General features: G+C 68.7%; 15 protein-coding genes. 10 read left to right on the top strand and 5 right to left on the bottom strand.

Translation table 11 applies throughout. The annotated features are described in order from the left end of the window. Positions 1-78 precede the first annotated feature (78 nt). Positions 79-735, bottom strand: a complete 657-nt coding sequence (locus tag GV790_RS15660) for a class I SAM-dependent methyltransferase (protein WP_163814094.1) — start codon at positions 733-735, stop codon at positions 79-81. A 95-nt stretch (positions 736-830) separates the two neighbouring features. Here GV790_RS15660 and GV790_RS15655 point away from each other — a divergent pair, with 95 nt between their 5' ends. Next, positions 831-1,106: a hypothetical protein gene (locus tag GV790_RS15655; protein WP_163814093.1), complete on the top strand. Its 276-nt coding sequence runs from the start codon at positions 831-833 to the stop codon at positions 1,104-1,106. Positions 1,107-1,172: 66 nt separating this feature from the next. On the opposite strand, the gene GV790_RS15650 is transcribed toward GV790_RS15655, so the two are convergent. Further along, entirely contained in the window at positions 1,173-2,240 is a 1,068-nt protein-coding gene (locus GV790_RS15650) for a M48 family metallopeptidase (RefSeq protein WP_163814092.1), read from the bottom strand. Between GV790_RS15650 and GV790_RS31885 the strand changes: the two genes are divergently transcribed. The 8 genes from GV790_RS31885 (at position 2,175) to GV790_RS15615 (ending at position 10,581) form a co-directional block, all read left to right on the top strand. Then, a complete protein-coding gene (locus GV790_RS31885; RefSeq protein WP_375139397.1) occupies positions 2,175-2,399 on the top strand; it encodes an Ms4533A family Cys-rich leader peptide in 225 nt (74 codons plus the stop codon). The two genes, GV790_RS15650 and GV790_RS31885, sit on opposite strands and share 66 nt — an antisense overlap. Positions 2,400-2,586: 187 nt before the next feature. Continuing rightward, on the top strand, positions 2,587-3,633 hold the full coding sequence (locus tag GV790_RS15645) for a sulfate ABC transporter substrate-binding protein (RefSeq protein WP_163814091.1): 1,047 nt from the start codon (positions 2,587-2,589) through the stop codon (positions 3,631-3,633). 98 nt (positions 3,634-3,731) lie between these two features. After that, complete coding sequence (cysT, locus tag GV790_RS15640) at positions 3,732-4,580, top strand: sulfate ABC transporter permease subunit CysT (protein WP_178127973.1); 849 nt, start codon at positions 3,732-3,734, stop codon at positions 4,578-4,580. Beyond that, complete coding sequence (gene cysW, locus GV790_RS15635; protein WP_163814089.1) at positions 4,577-5,383, top strand: sulfate ABC transporter permease subunit CysW; 807 nt, start codon at positions 4,577-4,579, stop codon at positions 5,381-5,383. Before cysT ends, cysW begins: the two co-directional genes overlap by 4 nt. Before the next feature lie 49 nt (positions 5,384-5,432). Continuing rightward, positions 5,433-6,428 (top strand): sulfate/molybdate ABC transporter ATP-binding protein, encoded by a 996-nt coding sequence (locus GV790_RS15630; protein ID WP_036534722.1) that lies wholly within the window; start codon positions 5,433-5,435, stop codon positions 6,426-6,428. A 273-nt stretch (positions 6,429-6,701) separates the two neighbouring features. Further along, positions 6,702-7,820: an Hsp70 family protein gene (locus GV790_RS15625; protein ID WP_178127965.1), complete on the top strand. Its 1,119-nt coding sequence runs from the start codon at positions 6,702-6,704 to the stop codon at positions 7,818-7,820. A gap of 156 nt (positions 7,821-7,976) precedes the next feature. Next, positions 7,977-8,987, top strand: a complete 1,011-nt coding sequence (locus GV790_RS15620; RefSeq protein ID WP_163814088.1) for an AurF N-oxygenase family protein — start codon at positions 7,977-7,979, stop codon at positions 8,985-8,987. Positions 8,988-8,994: 7 nt separating this feature from the next. Next, the gene (locus GV790_RS15615; RefSeq protein ID WP_163814087.1) at positions 8,995-10,581 is read left to right on the top strand and encodes an FAD-dependent oxidoreductase; all 1,587 of its coding nucleotides are present in this window, start codon (positions 8,995-8,997) and stop codon (positions 10,579-10,581) included. A 185-nt stretch (positions 10,582-10,766) separates the two neighbouring features. Here GV790_RS15615 and GV790_RS15610 read toward each other — a convergent pair whose 3' ends face one another. Next, on the bottom strand, positions 10,767-11,528 hold the full coding sequence (locus GV790_RS15610) for an SDR family NAD(P)-dependent oxidoreductase (protein ID WP_163814086.1): 762 nt from the start codon (positions 11,526-11,528) through the stop codon (positions 10,767-10,769). Between the two features lie 497 nt (positions 11,529-12,025). On the opposite strand from GV790_RS15610, the gene GV790_RS15605 reads away from it, so the two are divergent. After that, the gene (locus tag GV790_RS15605; protein ID WP_163814085.1) at positions 12,026-14,344 is read left to right on the top strand and encodes an Hsp70 family protein; all 2,319 of its coding nucleotides are present in this window, start codon (positions 12,026-12,028) and stop codon (positions 14,342-14,344) included. Positions 14,345-14,575: 231 nt separating this feature from the next. Here GV790_RS15605 and GV790_RS15600 read toward each other — a convergent pair whose 3' ends face one another. Beyond that, positions 14,576-16,117: a class I adenylate-forming enzyme family protein gene (locus GV790_RS15600; protein WP_178127964.1), complete on the bottom strand. Its 1,542-nt coding sequence runs from the start codon at positions 16,115-16,117 to the stop codon at positions 14,576-14,578. Positions 16,118-16,155: 38 nt separating this feature from the next. Next, positions 16,156-17,127: a phosphotriesterase family protein gene (locus GV790_RS15595; protein ID WP_163814084.1), complete on the bottom strand. Its 972-nt coding sequence runs from the start codon at positions 17,125-17,127 to the stop codon at positions 16,156-16,158. Between the last annotated feature and the right edge of the window lie 144 nt (positions 17,128-17,271).

Here is a 17,271-nt window from a genome sequence, read left to right as displayed (position 1 = left end):
CCTCATGATCGCGTCCGAGCCGGGGTGCGTCCACCGCACCGCGCCGGTGACCGAACCCGCCACCGGCGCGGTCGGCTCTCACACTCGGCGGATGCGGGCCAGCCAGGCCGCGGTATCGATCGGGCCGTCCTGCGGCAGCCCGAGCCGGGCGACCTCATCGGCCACGACCTCGGTATTGCGGCCGCGGTACCTGGCCGGACGCAGCTCCTCGACCTCCCAGCCGTCGGTGAAGGCGTCCCGGATGATCGCATCGCTGATCCGCGGACCGAATCCGGGTTCGGCATCGGAGAGCGCCAGGATGTGTACCGTCCCGCCCGGCGCGCAGATCGCGTGCAAACCACGCACGTAGGTGGCCCTGGCCTCGGGGTCCTCGCCGAAGACGTGGAACAGTGCGCTGTCGACGATGGTGTCGAAGGGGCCGAAATCATCCGGCCGGTGTTCGGCGATGGCCAGTACATCGACCACCTCGAACCGCGCGTTCGGCGCGCCCTTGGCGGCGGCATTGCGGCGGGCGTAGTCGACCGCACTCGGCGACAGGTCGATGCCGAGCACGTCGTACCCGAGTGTGGTGAGCAGAATCGTGTGCTCACCGGCGCCGCTGCCGGGATCGAGCACCCGGCCCCGGATCGCCCCGGTGCGTTCGAGCTCGACGATCGCGGGCTGCGGTTCGCCGATCACCCAGGGGGCGGTGTCGTTGTCGTAGACGGTGTTCCAGAATTCCGCTGCTCGTGTCATGCCTTCCAGGTTGCACTCTCAACCACGGTTGAGGTCAACGCTCGGGCCGTGCCGAGGACGGAGGCCGCTGCCCGGCGTCGATTAGGCTGGTGATCGTGGATCGCATAGCGGGTTGGTGGGACGGCTTCGAACTGTGGGTGGCGGGACTTCCGTTCATCCCGCAGTTCCTGGTGGTGCTGGTGGGCATGGTGCCGATCAGCTTCGCCATCGCCTACGTGCTCGACCGCTCGTTGAAGGTCGTCCAGCATCGGGTCGCGCTGGCTCAGCATCGGGTCCGGGCGGGCCGCTATCGTTCGGCTCGGCTGGCGCAGGCGGCTCCGGTGGAACCGCTGGTCGAGCCCCGCGAGCACGCGCAGAGCGGAGCCCGCTGATGCCACGCTCGCGGGTTCAGCTGGCCCTGGTCGCCCTGCTGGTGCTGGTGCTGGTGGCCTGGTTCTTCACTCGCTGACCGAGTCCGAACCCCGTCGCCATTCGGTGAACCGTTTGCCGAGATCGGCCACCGCGCCGCCGACCTCCTGGCCGACGGTGTTCACCGCGGCGCCCACATCGCGCCCCAGCGTGCGCACCGTCCGGATCAACGGATCCTCGGACTGATCGAAGGTGTCGCGATAGCTGCGCGCCGCCTCTTTGATCTCATCGCTGATCTTGGCGTTCTTATCGTGCGCCCGCCGCGGAAAATCACCGCCGAGGATGCGCTCGTAGTCACCGCTCTGGATCCAGCGGCGCAGCTCGGCGGCCCGCAGCACCGAGAACGGGTGGCTCTGCAGCTCCAGGTTCAGCAGCTTGAGCACGCCGTCGCGCAGGTCACCGGAACGCTCGTAGTCCTCGGCCTGGGCCAGGAACGCGCCGAGATTCATCTCACCGACCCGCGCACCGCCCGCCAGCTTCATATGCACGCGCACCGAGGCCTCCACATCCTGCCCGCACAGCAGGCCGGCCCGGTCGCCGGAGAGTTCGGATTTACGGCTCCATTCCATCAGCGCGGCGACAATGGCGCGCAGGGCCCAGCCGCCGATCGGCATCCAGCCCATGCCGTCGGCCATCCGCAGCAGATGCATCAGCATCGTGCGGTAGACCGCGTGCCCGGACAACGCGTGGCCGAGCTCATGGCCGATGGTGAAGCGCATCTCCTCGTGGTCGAGCAGATCGACCAGCCCGGTGGTCAGCACGATGAACGGCTTGTCCATGCCGATGGTGAAAGCGTTCACCTCCGGGCTCTGCACGACGAACAGTTCGGGTGTGGTGGGCGCGTCGAGAATCTCGACGCAGTCCTGCCGCAGCTGGTGCAGGGAACGGAACTGGCGTTCATCGACGCGTACCGCCGTCGCCAGATACATCAGCCGGTACTGGCGTTCGCGTAGCAGCCCCGACAGGGTGCGCAGGACCAGGTCGAAGCCGCCGAGCGAGCGCAACGCCACCAGAGCGGTGCGATCGGCCGGATGTTCCCAGGCGCGCGTGCTGATTTCGGGCAGCCGGGTGCGCAGCCGGTCCGGGCTGGTGGTCATGGTGGTTCCCCCGTGGATCTGGGATTCGTCGATTCGAATCGGCTCGAGTGCTCTGCTACAGTCTGCCGGGTGTCGACGAGTGTTGTGCCGCAGGTCCGCCATGAATTGGCGTTGATCGCGGTGGGCTGCCTCGTTGTCGCGGATATTCACTGTCGGTGATCGGATCCGGGCAGTTCTGCGCGTCTCCTCCTAGACTGGTGCGCACCTTTTTCGCAGCGTTGCCCGAACCCAGCGGCCCTTCCGGCCGGTAAGTCGCGCCACTGCCGTCAGGGCAGGTCTGTTGTCGATCCCGATGTTCTCCGCCAGACCCCCCGAGTTCATGGCGGCCCCGAGAAAGGTCCAACCCATGTCACGCACCAGCCGGCTCACCGCACGCCGACGCCGCGCCGCCATCGCTTTCACCGCGATCGCGGCGTTCGCGCTCAGTGCGTGCAGCGGCGGCGCCAGCGATTCGGTCGACGGCCAGGTCGCCGACGGCAGTGGCGGCACCATCAACCTGTACGCCTACGCGGTGCCCAAGCCCGGTTTCGACAAGGTGATCCCGGCGTTCAACGCGACCGAGGCGGGCAAGGGCGTGGCGGTCCAGCAGTCCTACGGTGCCTCCGGAGACCAGTCCCGCAAGGTCAAGGACGGCGCTCAGGCCGATGTGGTGAACTTCTCCGTGGAGCCCGACGTCACCAGGCTGGTGGACGCCGGACTGGTCGACGAGAGCTGGAATGCCGATGCCACCAAGGGCATTCCGTTCGGCTCGGTGGTCACCATCGTCGTCCGCGAGGGCAATCCGAAGGGCATCAAGACCTGGGACGATCTGCTGAAGCCCGGCGTCGAGGTGGTGACCCCGAATCCGTTCAGCTCCGGCTCGGCCAAGTGGAACCTGCTGGCGCCGTACGCGGCCAAGAGCGAGGGCGGTAAGAACCCGCAGGCCGGCCTGGACTATCTGTCGAAGCTGATCTCGCCCGAGCACATGCGGGTACAGCCCAAGTCCGGCCGCGACGCCACCGAGACGTTCCTGCAGGGCACCGGCGACGTGCTGCTGAGCTATGAGAACGAGGCGATCTTCATCGAACGCAACGGCGACCCGGTCGAGCACATCGTCCCGGCCGACACCTTCAAGATCGAGAACCCGGTCGCGGTGCTCAACAACAGCAAGAACAAGGAGAAGGCCACAGCCTTCCGCGACTTCCTGTTCACCACCGAGGGCCAGCGCGCCTGGGCCGAGGCCGGGTTCCGGCCGGTCGATCCCGGTGTCGCCGCCGAATTCGCCGCCGACTTCCCGCAACCGGAGAAGCTGTACACGATCGCCGACCTCGGTGGCTGGAAAACGGTCGACGCCGAACTGTTCGCGCAGGGTACCGGCAAGATCGCCATCATCTACGACAACGCCACCAAGTAGACGGGTGAGCCGGCACACACGCGATACTCGACACCGTGACAGACAGTAGTAACAGCGCCGGAACCGAACCCGCGCCCGGTTCCGGCGCCACCACAGAGCTGAGCAAACCCGCCGCCGCGGGCTCGCGGGGACCGAACTGGTCGTGGCTGCGGGTGACGGGCTCGGTGGGCCCGCTCGGCATCGCCACGGCGGTGCTGTGGCTCAGCATCATCGTGCTGCTGCCACTGGCCGCGCTCACCGTCAGCGCCTTCGACGAGGGCTGGTCCGGCTTCTGGGAGGCGGTCACCTCGCCGGTCGCGCTGGCCTCGCTGCGGGTCACCGTGTTCGTCTCGGTGATCGTCGCGCTGATCAACGTGGTGATGGGCACCCTGATCGCCTGGGTGCTGGTGCGCGACGATTTCCCGGGTAAGGGCATCGTCAACGCGCTGATCGATCTGCCGTTCGCGCTGCCGACCATCGTGGCCAGCATCGTGCTGCTGTCGCTGTACGGGCCGGAGAGCCCGATCAACATCCACCTCAACGCCACCCAGCCGGGTCTGGTGGTGGCGCTGGCGTTCGTCACGCTGCCGTTCGTGGTGCGCTCGGTGCAGCCGGTGCTGATCGAGGTGGACAAGGAAGTGGAGCAAGCCGCGCTGTCGCTGGGTGCGGACAACTGGACCACCTTCCGGCGGATCGTGCTGCCCACCCTGACGCCCGCGATCATCAGCGGTGGCGGCCTGGCCTTCGCCCGCGCTATCGGCGAATACGGCTCGGTGGTGCTGATCGGCGGCAATATCCCGCGCGAGACCCAGATGGCCTCGCAGTACATCCAGCAGCAGATCGAGATCGACCGGCCGGTCGCGGCCGCCGCGGTCTCGGTGGCGCTGCTTGCCATCGCTTTCGTCTCGCTGCTGGTGCTGCGGTTGTTCGCCGAGCGGACGGCCAGGAAGGAGCAGGAGGCGCGATGAAGCTCTCGACACCGGTGCGGCTCTCGCTGCGCGTCGTCGCGCTCGGGTACCTGTTCGTCTTGCTGGTGCTGCCGCTCGGGGTGATCCTCTACCGCACCTTCGGCGACGGGATCGGTCCGTTCCTCGATTCCATCAGCACGCCTGCCGCGATCTCGGCGTTCAACCTGTCGATGATCATCGTGGCGATCGTGGTCCCGGTGAACGTCGTCTTCGGCGTGATCACCGCGATCGCGCTGGTGCGCGGCCGGTTCCCCGGCCGCAGTCTGGTACAGGGCATCGTCGACCTGCCGTTCGCGGTATCGCCGGTGGTGGTCGGTGTCGCGCTGATCATGCTGTGGGGCGCGGGCGGCTGGTTCGGCGGCCTCGACTCGGCCGGCTTCCGGGTGATCTTCGGACTGCCCGGCATGATCATCGCGACGATCTTCGTGACGCTGCCGTTCGTGGTGCGCGAGGTCGAGCCGGTGCTGCACGAGATCGGCGACGATCAGGAGCAGGCCGCGGCGACCCTCGGCGCCTCCCGCTGGCAGACGTTCTGGCGGATCACGCTGCCCGCGATCCGCTGGGGCCTGACCTACGGCATCGTGCTCACCGTGGCGCGCTCGCTCGGCGAGTTCGGCGCGGTGATCATGGTGTCCTCCGGTTTCGCGGGCGTCTCCCAGACCCTGACGCTGCTGGTGCACGCCAGGTACATGGACGACCACAACACCTTCGGCGCCTACAGCGCCGCCACCCTGCTCATGGGCATTGCCCTGGTCACCCTGCTGCTGATGACCCTGCTCGAACGCAAGCGGGGCAACAAATGATCGGCACTGCCGCGCGCAGGGCACCGATGTCGACTGCCGGAGGCAACCAATGATCACCGTGACCAACGCGCGCAAGAATTACGGATCGTTCGCCGCGCTGGACGACGTCAGCATCGACATCCCCTCCGGGGAGCTCACCGCGCTGCTCGGCCCGTCCGGTTCCGGCAAGTCGACGCTGCTGCGCTCGATCGCCGGTCTGGAGACGCTGGATTCGGGCGTGGTGGTGATCTCCGATCGCGACGTCACCCGGGTGCCCCCGCAGAAGCGCGATATCGGCTTCGTTTTCCAGCACTACGCCGCGTTCAAGCACATGACCGTGCGCGACAACGTCGCGTTCGGGCTCAAGATCCGTAAGCGGCCGAAGGCCGAGATCGCCAAGCGGGTCGACGAGTTGCTCGGCATCGTCGGGCTGGACGGTTTCCAGCACCGGTATCCGGCGCAGCTGTCGGGCGGTCAGCGTCAGCGCATGGCGCTGGCGCGGGCACTGGCCGTCGACCCGCAGGTGCTGCTGCTGGACGAACCGTTCGGTGCGCTCGACGCCAAGGTGCGCGCCGATCTGCGCACCTGGCTGCGCCGGCTGCACGACGAGGTACACGTGACCACCGTGCTGGTCACCCACGATCAGGAAGAGGCCCTGGACGTGGCCGACCGGATCGCGGTGATGAACGCCGGGCGCATCGAACAGGTCGGTACCCCCGAAGACGTCTACGACCGGCCCGCCAACGAATTCGTCATGTCCTTCCTCGGCGCGGTGGCCCGGCTCAACGGCCATCTGGTGCGCCCGCACGACATTCGCGTGGGCCGCGATCCCAGCATGGCGCTGGCCGAGCACGAGGGCACCGCGGAATCGGCCGGGGTCACCCGCGCCACCGTCGAGCGGGTGGTGCACCTCGGTTTCGAGGTGCGAGTGGAGATGCGCAACGCCGCCACCGGCGATCTGTTCGCGGCGCAGGTGACCCGCGGCGACGCCGAGGCGCTGCGACTGTCCGAGGGCGAGACCGTCTACGCGCGGGCCACCCGGATCCCGGAATTGCCCACCAGCTGAGCGCATCTCGGCCTCCGGTGCGGTGGCGGCAGTGTCCGCTCGGCAAACCGGATCAGGTCATCCGGCGTGTCCGGTCCGCTTCCGTGCGCGCGCCGGCGTGCCCGCGTGGTGTCAGCGACGGCGCTGGTGAGAGCGCCGGCGGTGCGCGGAACGGCCGGTGCGGGGGAGAGGCGATAGAGGACAACCTGGTGTCCGGTGGTTGGCAGGCCGATCGCGGAATGATTGCCTGATGGGCGTTCGAAGCATGTCCGCTCGGCGATCAGGTGGATTTCGATGGCGTTTGGTCTCGGATTGAGCATCGGCACGGTGAACACGGTTTCGGCAGTAGCACAGCAGGATTCGGTGAAGGCGCCGCCCGGCCGCCGTCGCCGGGCCGCCCGGCCACCGGCCCGCACCCACCGCACCACCCTCGCCTTCGACAGCACGGGCACGGCCCGGCTCGGCATCATTCCCCGGCACGGCCGCGTGGTCACCGAATTCGCGGATCTGACCCAGCGCGGCGCGAGCGCGGCCCGGATCGGCAATCGCACCTTGACCCCCGCCGATCTGGTGGCGGTCGTCGCCGACTGCCTGATCGCGGACGCCCGCGACGACCTGCACGACGACCCCGCGGGTATCACGCTGACCCACCCGGTGGGGTACAGCGACCAACAGGTGGGCGAGCTACGCGCCGCGCTCGACGCCGCAGGCCTGCAACGGGTGACGCTGGTGGCCGAACCGGTCGCCGCCGCCGCATGGCTGGAGGCCGAACACGGTCCGCTCATGCCCGGACTGGCCCTGGTCTACGACCTGGGTGGCGCGAGCCTGGATGTGACGCTGGTGCGGGTCGGGGCCGGATGCCCGGACAACCCGGTGATGGGCACGCTGCGGTCCCGGGATTTCGGTGGGCGCGCGTTCGGGGCGTTGATGACCGCGCGAGCGGTCCATGGCCGGTCGGGTGGGGAACCGGGCGGTTCGCCGGCGCCGGATCTGGCGGGCGAGCTGCGCGGCGAGCATGTCCGCGATTCGCTCGAGTTGGTCTACCGGTGCCTGCGGCTGGCCGATGTGACGATGGCCGACGTCGACCGGGTGCTGGTGGTCGGCGGCGCGGCCCGCCCGGCCGAGGTGGCGCGGGTGCTGGGGGATGAGCTGGCCCGCCCGATCGTCATCGCTGCGGATCCGGAGCGCACCATCGCCACCGGTGCCGCGCTCATGGCCAGGCGGGCGGCCGCGTCGGCGGCGCCGGCCGAGCCGGTTTCCGCCGCTCGACCGTGGGTTTTCTCCCGGCGCGGTGCCCGCAGGGGTGCGCGCGTCGCGGCCGCGGCCGCGGTATCCGCCGGGGCCATCGGGCTGACCTTGGCCGTGCCGGGTGACGCGGTGTTCGCGGCGTTGTCGCAGCTCGGCGTGGGCTAGGGCGGTAAGCGGGACCTCTGGGCGGCCGGTCGGGTCCGAAGAATGCGTCACCGGATCCGACCCGCCGCCCGGACCAGCCCATGTTGACGTGACTCTCGGTTGATGTAACTATTGGGAACAGTAATAGGTATTCCCGACCGAGAGGCAGTGACGACGATGTCCGCAGCCACCACGACACCCGACACCGACCCGGTGGTCGCGCAGGCCCAGGAGTACGCCCAGAAGCTGCTGCTGCTGTCGGAGGGCTCGGTGAACCGGCACTTCGATCCCTTCGAAGACATCGACTGGGAGAACCCGGACTTCGATGCGGATACCAAGCCCGAGCGCTGGATCCTGCCCCAGTCCGCCGATCCGCTCGGCCGCCATCCGTGGTACCTGGCGCTCTCGGATGAGCAGAAGATCGCGGTCGGCAAGTACCGCCAGTCGAACGTGGCCAAGGTCGGCCTCCAGTTCGAGGCCATCCTCATCAGCGGCATGATGCAGCACGTCTTCGGTCTGCCCAACGGCTCGCCGGAGTTCCGCTACTGCTCCCACGAGATGATCGAGGAGCACAACCACACCCTGATGTTCCAGGAGATGGTCAACCGCATCGGCATCGACGTGCCCGGCATGGGCCCGCTGGTTCGCCAGCTGCGCCACCTGGCCGTCCCGGTCGCCGTGCTGGCCCCGAACCTGTTCTTCATGGCCGTGCTCGCCGGCGAGGAGCCGATCGACCACATCCAGAAGGACATCCTGCGCTCGGGTGAGGACGTGCACCCCATCATGCGTGGCGTCATGGCCATCCACGTCGCCGAGGAAGCGCGCCACATCTCCTTCGCGCACGAATTCCTCAAGCAGCACGTGCCCGAGGGCAACGCGGCCAACCGCTTCGTTCTCTCGATCGCGATGCCGATCATCATGTGGATCCTCGGCCGCGCCATCGCGACCCCGCCGCGCAGCTTCTTCGACGAGTTCGACATCCCGGAATCGGTGCGCAAGGAGCTGTTCTACGGTTCCAAGGAGGCCAAGCAGGTCTTCAGCGACTACTTCGCCGACGTCCGTTCGCTGGCCAAGGAGATCGGCCTGATGAACCCGATCTCCAAGCGCGTGTGGAAGCTGCTCGGTATCGACGGTCACTCGACCCGTTACCGTTCCGAGCCGCTGCGCGTGGTCGGCAAGGCGGCCTGAGGTACCCATGCCCTACGTTGTCACGCAGTCCTGCTGTAGCGACGCGTCCTGCGTCTACGCCTGCCCGGTCAACTGCATCCACCCCACGCCCGACGAGCCCGACTTCCTGAGCGCGGAAATGCTCTACGTCGACCCGCAGGCGTGCGTGGACTGCGGTGCCTGCGCCTCGGCCTGCCCGGTGGACGCGATCACCTCGTCGAAGAAACTGACCGAAGAGCAGAAGCCCTTCATCGAGATCAACGCGCAGTTCTATCGGCAGTCGCGGCCGCGGCCCATCCTGGCCAAGCCGGTACCGGCTCCCGAGATCCGCACCGAACGTGAACCGCTGCGGGTCGCCATCGTCGGCTCCGGTCCCTCGGCCATGTACGCCGCCGACGAGCTGCTCACCCAGCCCGACGTCACGGTGACGATGTTCGACCGGCTGCCGGTGCCCTACGGTCTGGCCCGCCACGGCGTCGCCCCCGACCACGGCAAGACCCGCCAGGTCAGCAAGCTCTTCGACGTCATGTCCGCCCAGCCCGGCTTCGGTTCGTACCTGAATGTCGAGGTGGGCAAGCACATCTCGCACGAGGAGCTGCTGGCCTACCACCATGCGGTGATCTACGCCGTCGGTGCCTCCTCGGACCGTAAGCTCGGCATTCCGGGCGAGGGCCTGGCCGGCAATGTGTCGGCCACCGATTTCGTCGCCTGGTACAACGGCCATCCCGATCACGTCAACCGCGGCTTCGATCTGTCCAGTACGCGTGCGGTGATCGTCGGCAACGGCAATGTGGCGCTGGACGTGGCGCGCATCCTCACCATCGACCCGGAATCGCTGGTCGGCACCGACATCTCGGATATCGCGCTGGACGCCTTGCGCGACAGCCGGATCGACGAGGTCGTCATCCTCGGCCGGCGTGGTCCGGCGGAGTCGGCGTTCACGGTGCCGGAGTTCGTCGGCCTGCTCGGATCCGATGTCGACATCGTCATCGAGGGCGAGCTGCCGGAGATCACCGACGATCTGCCGTACCAGGTCGAGCAGAAGCTGCGCCTGCTGCATTCGGTGCGCAACCGACCGGTCGGGCAGCGACGCCGGATCGTCTTCCGCTACCTGTCCTCGCCGACCGAGATACTCGGCCCGGACCAGGTCAGCGGTATCGAGGTGGTCCGCAATGAGCTGGTCACCGACGCCGAGGGCAACGTCCGCGCGGTGGCCACCGAGCAGACCGAGCGGCTCGATGCCGGGCTGGTGCTCACCTCGGTGGGTTACCGGGGCGTGCCGCTGCCTGGTCTGCCGTTCGACGAGCGGGCGGGTGTGATCCCGAACCTGGACGGCCGGGTGCTCGATCAGCCGGGTGGTTCGGTGCTGCCGGGCACCTACGTCACCGGCTGGATCAAGCGTGGGCCCACCGGATTCATCGGCACCAACAAGTCCTGCGCCCAGCAGACGGTGCAGCAGCTGGCCGACGACTTCAACGCCGGGCGGCTGCGCGCGCCATCGGGCGGTGCGGACGGATTCGACCACTTGGTCCGCAGCAGGCAGCCCGATCTCCGGCCCGGGGGCGCGGTTTTGCGCCCGACCGGACCGGTGCGGCGCCTGCTCAACCGGATCTGACGCGATCCGAACCGATACCGACGAGCGTGCCGGAGCCATGTGCTCCGGCGCGCTCGTTGTCGGTCTCGGGAGTGCCGGAACACGCGGCCCGTGGTGCGGTGCCGTACCTTTCGCGTTCCTGAGGTCCGAGGCCGCATCGCACGCATCGGCCGATGAGGGGCCGGTGCGTGCGATGCGGTCGCTGATCACCGCGCCGTGAATCCCCCGTCGATGGTGAGGGCGGCGCCGGTGACGAAGCTCGATTCCGGGCTCAGCAGGTACGCGCACAGCGACGCGATCTCCTCCGGCCGGCTGATCCGGCCCAGTGGATGCAGCGCCGCGATCGCCGCCTCCCCTTCCGGGGTGGCGCCCATCGAGTTGCGGAAAGCCGGGGTATCCACGGCCCCGGAAACCAGCGCGTTCACCCGTACACCCTGATCGGCCGCCTCCAGCGCGACCGCGCGGGACAATCCGACGACGCCGTGCTTGGCGGCGACGTACGGCGCCACCGACGCCATCCCCACCACGCCCAGGTTGGACGCGTTGTTCAGGATCGCGCCGCCGCCCGAGGCCGCCATGGCCGGAACTTGATGGCGCAGACCGTAGAAGACGCTGGTCAGGTTGAGTTCGAGCTCATCGCGCCAGGCCGCGCCATCGATGTCGGCGACCGGCCCGTACGCCGTGACGGCTCCGACATTGTTGAATGCGGCGTCGAGCCGGCCGAACTCGTCGGCGGCCGCCCGCGTCAGCGCGGCGACTTCCTCCTCATTCCGGACATCGGTGGGTACGAAGACCGCGCGCCCACCGTCGGCGCGGATCTGCTCGGCCACCCGCATGCCCGCTTCTTTTCCGCGCGCTCCGAGGACCACCGCGGCACCCTCCGCGGCCACCCGCCGGGCCACTGCCTCGCCCACGCCCGAGGTCGCTCCGGTGATCAGGACGACCCGGTCGGCGAATCGTTGTGCCATGGAATTCGGTTTCCCTTCTGGTACTTGCCTTTTGATGTGCGCTACGACGTCGTGATGACCAGTCAACCCGCTGCCCGCGGCCTCTGCTGGCGGGAATCGGCCGTTGCGTTGACGCGTCACCCAACACGGCAGAAGCGACCGCTCGGTCGAATTTCGATGCCCGGGCAACGCATTGGTTACCGACTGGTAGGTGTGTACTGAACGACTGACCCGTGCACCCGGTCCCCTTGTGCGCGTTCAGGTGTCGAGATCGCCGAATGATTGCGGAATGCGACACGAGATCTCCGAATCGCATCGATCCAGGGGTCTGAACTCCTCGAGCGCGATGCTGTGACCAGCAATTTTGTCGAAAGGTCGCGATCGGTTGAATCTTTCATATCAAACAGGCATCCGAATGGAGTCGAAACAGCTAACCTGTGGGAGCTGTTTGGAAGACGACCGCGGCCCATGGTTCTTCACATGAGGGACGTGGTCTCGGTGCGTTGACGGGATAGCGAATGACTACAGGGCTGGGCTTCAGCATCGGCACAGTGAACTCCGTATCGGCGGTGGCGACCGCCGAGCAACCACGACCATCGGTGCGTACCAGGCGCACCACCGCCGCCTTCGACGGCACCGGTGTCCGGCTCGGCGCGATCCCCGAATTCGCCGGAGCGGTCACCGATTTCGCCGACCTGGCCCGCGACCCAGACTCGGTGACCATCGGCGGCCGGATCTGGTCGCCGGCGAACATGATCGCGGCCGTGGTGCACAGCCTGCTCGCCGCCGCGGAGCCCTCGGCCGGTGTGGTCGCCACCTATCCGGCGGCGTATTCGAACAAGCAGGTCGCCCTGCTGCGGCAGGCGCTGGAGCTGTCCGGCATCGGCCACGTCGAGCTGGTGCCCGAACCGGTGGCTGCCGCCGAATGGCTCGAACGCGAACACGGCCCGCTGCCATCGGAATTCGTACTGGTCTACGACCTCGGCGGCAACAGCCTCGATATCACCGTCGTGCGCGTGGGCCCCGACTGGCCGGATCATCCGATGGTCGGGAAACCGGTGCGCTGCTACGACTTCGGCGGCCGCCCGCTCGGCGCGATGATCGCCCGCTACGCCGGAGGTAGAACCAAGGCGGCGGGCACGGTCGCGATGACCTCCATCGTCGACACCGACGGCCTGCGGGTCGAGCAGATCCGTGATTCGCTGGAAGTGGTACGGGCCGCGGTGAGCGCCGCGGGAATCGGCATGTCCGACATCGGTCGCATCCTGGTCGTCGGCGGTGCGGCGCGGCCACCGGAAGTGGCGCGCACGCTCGCCGAACTCGGCAAGCCGGTGATCATGTCGGCCGACCCTGGGCAGACCGTGGCGGCGGGCGCCGCCTATCTCGCCGCACGCACCGCGACGCCGGCAGCGCCGGGCGCGAGCTTCCATCCGCCGGTGTTCTCCGGCGCCGCAATCGTTTCGGCGATCGCCATGTCGGCGGCCACCATGTTCGGCAGCGGCACCGTCGACACTCAGCTCTCCCCGGTGCTCGACCGGTTCCCCCGCCTGGACATTCCGCGCGACGCACTGCTCGTGGAACTCGACGGCAGCGCCCTCACCGACCACGGCCTCGCCCGGCATCTGCATGCCGTCGGCTACGCGGCGTCCGGCCTCGCCAGGGCCGTCTCGGGTTCGCCCGCCCGGTCGACCGGCTACGCCGCAATGGTCTCGCCCTCGGCGTACTCCCGTCCGCACGGCCCGACCAGGGCCGAGAGCCACGGTGGCAGCCGCGGCGATTCCCACTCCGACACCCGAGAATGGCGTCATCGGACCGACGAGTCGCCCGGCACCTACGCCGACCCCGCACGGTTCCGCAATCCACTGCCGTTCGCCCAGCCCGACCGCACGGTGCGGCCGCCGAGCGATCCGGCCGACGGCACCCCAACGATTCCGGGAGTGCCCGGCGTCGGCGACGGGTCGAGTCCTGTACCCGGAACGCCCGGTACGACACCCGGCGGGGTCACCGATCCCGGCGCTACAGCGCCGGGAACGCCCGCGGGCACCACACCAGGTGCGCCGGACGATTCGACGGTGCCCGGCGGCACCGCGCCCGGCGGTTCGACCGGTACTCCGGCGAGCGATCCCGCGCCCGGCGGGGCGGGTGTTCCGGGTGGCTCGGCCGGCACCGGGAGCGGAGCGGGCGATGCTTCCGGCGGCATCGGATCGGGCGGCGGTGCGTCCACCGATAGCGGTTCGGGCACGTCAGGTGGTGCGGCCGACGGTGATTCGGCCGCGGGCGGCGCGGCGTCGGGTGGTTCGACCGGCGCACCGTCGGGTGCGGGCGCCGGTGGCTCGACGTCCGGGGGATCGGGTTCGGACGGTTCGAGCTCCGGCAGTTCCGGCTCCGGCGGTTCGACCTCGGGTGGTTCTGCTTCCGGCGGGTCCGCGTCGGGTGGTTCGGCCTCCGGCGGATCTGCTTCCGGGGGTGCGGCTTCCGGCGGCGCAGCGGGTGGCTCGGGCTCGGGCGGCGGTGCCTCGGGAGGCGGCTCGACCGGCGGAAGTTCGACTGGCGGCAGCTCTTCCGGCGGCGGTTCCGGCCGGTCGAGCAGCGGCGGCGCGCGGGGTGGCTCGAGTGATTCGGACGGCGGCAGCTCGTCGGGTGGATCGCGCAGCGGAGGGTCGCGGAGCTCGGGCGGCGATTCGGACGGCGGCAGCTCATCGGGCGGTTCGCGCGGCGGTGGGTCCAAGGGCGGCTCCGGCGGATCACGCGGCGGCTCGGGTGGTTCGGGCGGCTCCGGTGGCTCCGGTGGGTCGGGTGGTTCCGGCGGCTCGGGCGGTGGTTCGGGCGGCCGCTGAGTCCTGAACACCCGCAGCAGGCGCCGACGGTGCCGCACCGGTTCCCGGTAGCGCACCGTCGGCCGCTGGCTCCGGCTCCAGCGTCGAGGGGTTCTGGTTGTGGCAGCCGGGTTGTCGCCACAACGGGGAAGCAGGACCCTTCTCAGGTCCCGGTAGGTACCCGCCGCGCGGCATCGACCCCGTCGACGGTGATGTAGCCCTGTTCGGCGCGCCTGCGCTGCCGGTGAGGTCTCAGCGCAGGGGCGCGCCCCACCGAACCTGTTCGCGCAGTCGCGCCTTGAGTAATTTGCCGCCCGCGTTGCGGGGGAGGGGCTGGTCGACCACGGTGACGTATTGCGGGACTTTGAAGTCGGCCAGCTGCTTCCGGCAATGCGCGATCACGGTGTCGATATCGATCGCCGCGCCGTCGGCGAAGAGCACCGCGCCCACCTTCTCACCCATGACGTCATCGGGTACGGCGAGTACGGCCGCGTCCGCGACCCGCGGTGCCGCCAGCAGGGCGGCCTCGACCTCGACGCTGGAGACGTTTTCTCCGCCGCGATTGATGATGTCCTTGATCCGGTCGACGATGTGCACGCGCCCGGCATCGTCGACCCGCACGACGTCACCGGTGCGTAGCCAGCCCCGCAGCAGAGCCGCGTCGGTGGCTTCCGGTCGATTCCAGTACCCGCCGGTGACATTCGCGCCGCGCGCCAGCAGCTCACCGACCGCGGGATCACCATCGATCGGTGCCACCGCGAGCCGCACCGACGGCACCGCGTAGCCGACCGAATCGGCGTGGGCGACGGCGTCGTCATCGGGCAGTAGCGTCATCAGTGAGGCGGTCTCGGTCATGCCGTAACCGTTGAAGACGGTCGCGGCCGGGAACGCCGCCTGCACGTCCCGGACCAATGCCGGTGCGATCGGCGCACCGCCGTAACCCACCCAGCGCACCGCGGACATATCGGTGGTGGCGAAATCCGCGTGCCGCAGCATGAGTGCGTACATGGCGGGCACCGTCACGATGAACGAGATACGTTCGGCGGGTACGGCGGCGATCATCCCTGGCACGTCCCGTGCGGGCATGATCACCGAGGTGCCGCCGAGATACGCGGCGACCAGCAGTTGGGAATTGCAGCCGGTGACGTGGAACAGCGGCACCGAGATCAGTGTCCGCAACTGTGCGCCGATATCGCGGGGCAGGCCCAGGCAGCGAACCATGTTCTCGGCATTGGTCAGGAACGCCTCATGGGTGGTCGGCACGCCCTTCGGCTTTCCGGTGGTGCCGGAGGTGTAGAACAGCGCGGCGAGATCGTCGTGGCGAAGTCCTTCGGCGACATAGGGCTCGCCATCGGGTAGCGGGGTGCCGGGTGACAGGTCCACCCGCACGCCCGCGTCGGCGAGGACGAATTCGATTTCGGGCTCGGCCGAGCGGGTGTTCACCGCGACGGCGATCCCGCCGGCCAGCACCACGCCCCAGAAGGCGAGCACCCAGTCCGCGCCGGCCGGGTAGCGGATGGCCACCCGGTCGCCGCGGGTGAGCCCGCCCGCGTGTAAGCCGCCGGCGATGCGGGTGGCCCGGTCCCACAACTGGCGGTAGGTCAAACGTTGCGCGCCCGTTTCCACGACCGCCTCGGTGTCAGGGCTGGTCTCGGCTCGATGGCGCAACAGGTCGAGCAGGGTCGCGGGTAGGTCGGTGTAGTGCGGCACGCCGTCTGCGTCGAGGGTGACGCCTGTGGTGTCGAACGGGTTGTGGGCGCGCGCGATCTCGATCACGGTGGTCTCAGTGGTCATGGTGTCTGCCGGAATTCGTCGGTGACTGGTCGGCGGCCTCACGCGGTGAAGTAGCGGCGCGGGTTGTCGACCAGCATGGTGGTGATCTGCTCCTCGGTGACGCCGCGTGCCCGCAGAGCGGGCAGCACGTCATCGCTGATGTGGGTGAAATTCCAGTTCGGCACCGCGGCGGCCTTGCCTTCCTCGCTGAACCAGTCGATGAAGCAGGCCGCGTCGTGGGCGAGCACCATCTTCTCGGCGTAACCCCGTTCGGCCAGCGCGGCCACCGTGGCGACCCGTTCCTCGAACGGCAGCAGCACATCGAGTCCGAAACGGTCCATTCCGAGATAGGAGCCCGCGTCGGCGATTTCGCACAGGTAGTCCAGGTCGGTGCTGTCACCGGAATGCCCGATGACGACCTTGGTCAGATCGGCGCCTTCGTCGGCGAGGACCTTCTGCGCAACCAGCCCGGAGCGGGTGTGCGGATTGGTGTGCACGGTGATCGGCGCACCGGTTTCGACATGGGCGCGGGCCACCGCGCGCATGACGCGCTCCACGCCCGGCGTCAAACCCTGCTCCTCGATCGCGCATTTGAGGAAAGCCGCCTTCACGCCGGTGTCCGCGATGCCTTCGCGGATGTCCTTGACGAACAGCTCCACCATCGGTTCGGGCACATCGAAGAGCAGCCCCGGACCGGTGTAGTGGAACTGGAACGGCACCTCGTTGTAGGTGTAGATGCCGGTCGCCGCGACGATATTGATGTCGACCTGCTCGTTGATGCGCTGGATTCGGGGCAGGTAGCGGCCGAGGCCGATCACGGTCGGGTCGACGATCGTATCGATGCCGCGCGCCTTGCACTGCCGCAACTTCTCCACGGCATCCGCGACTCGCGCGTCCTCATCCCAGTGGTTCGGGTAGTCCGGATAGTTCTGCTGGATTTCGCTGCCGAGAACGAAGACGTGCTCGTGCATCAACACCTGACCGAGGGCTTCGGTGTCGACGGGGCCGCGGACGGTTTCAACTGTGGGCATCGGGATTCCTCTGCGCTATCGCCGGTCGAAGGGGTGCTGGTGTGATGCGCACCACGCTTCGTGAGACACTGAAGGAGTGTGTCTCACCTGGCGGGGATCCGTCAACCCCCACTCGGGGCGTTGGTTCGCGGTCTGTCCCCGGAT

It is taken from the genome of Nocardia cyriacigeorgica, assembly GCF_010858045.1.
Lineage (GTDB): Bacteria > Actinomycetota > Actinomycetes > Mycobacteriales > Mycobacteriaceae > Nocardia > Nocardia cyriacigeorgica_E.
The sequence above is the reverse complement of the archived record's forward strand: the minus strand, read 5'-3'. Positions and strand labels throughout refer to the sequence as shown.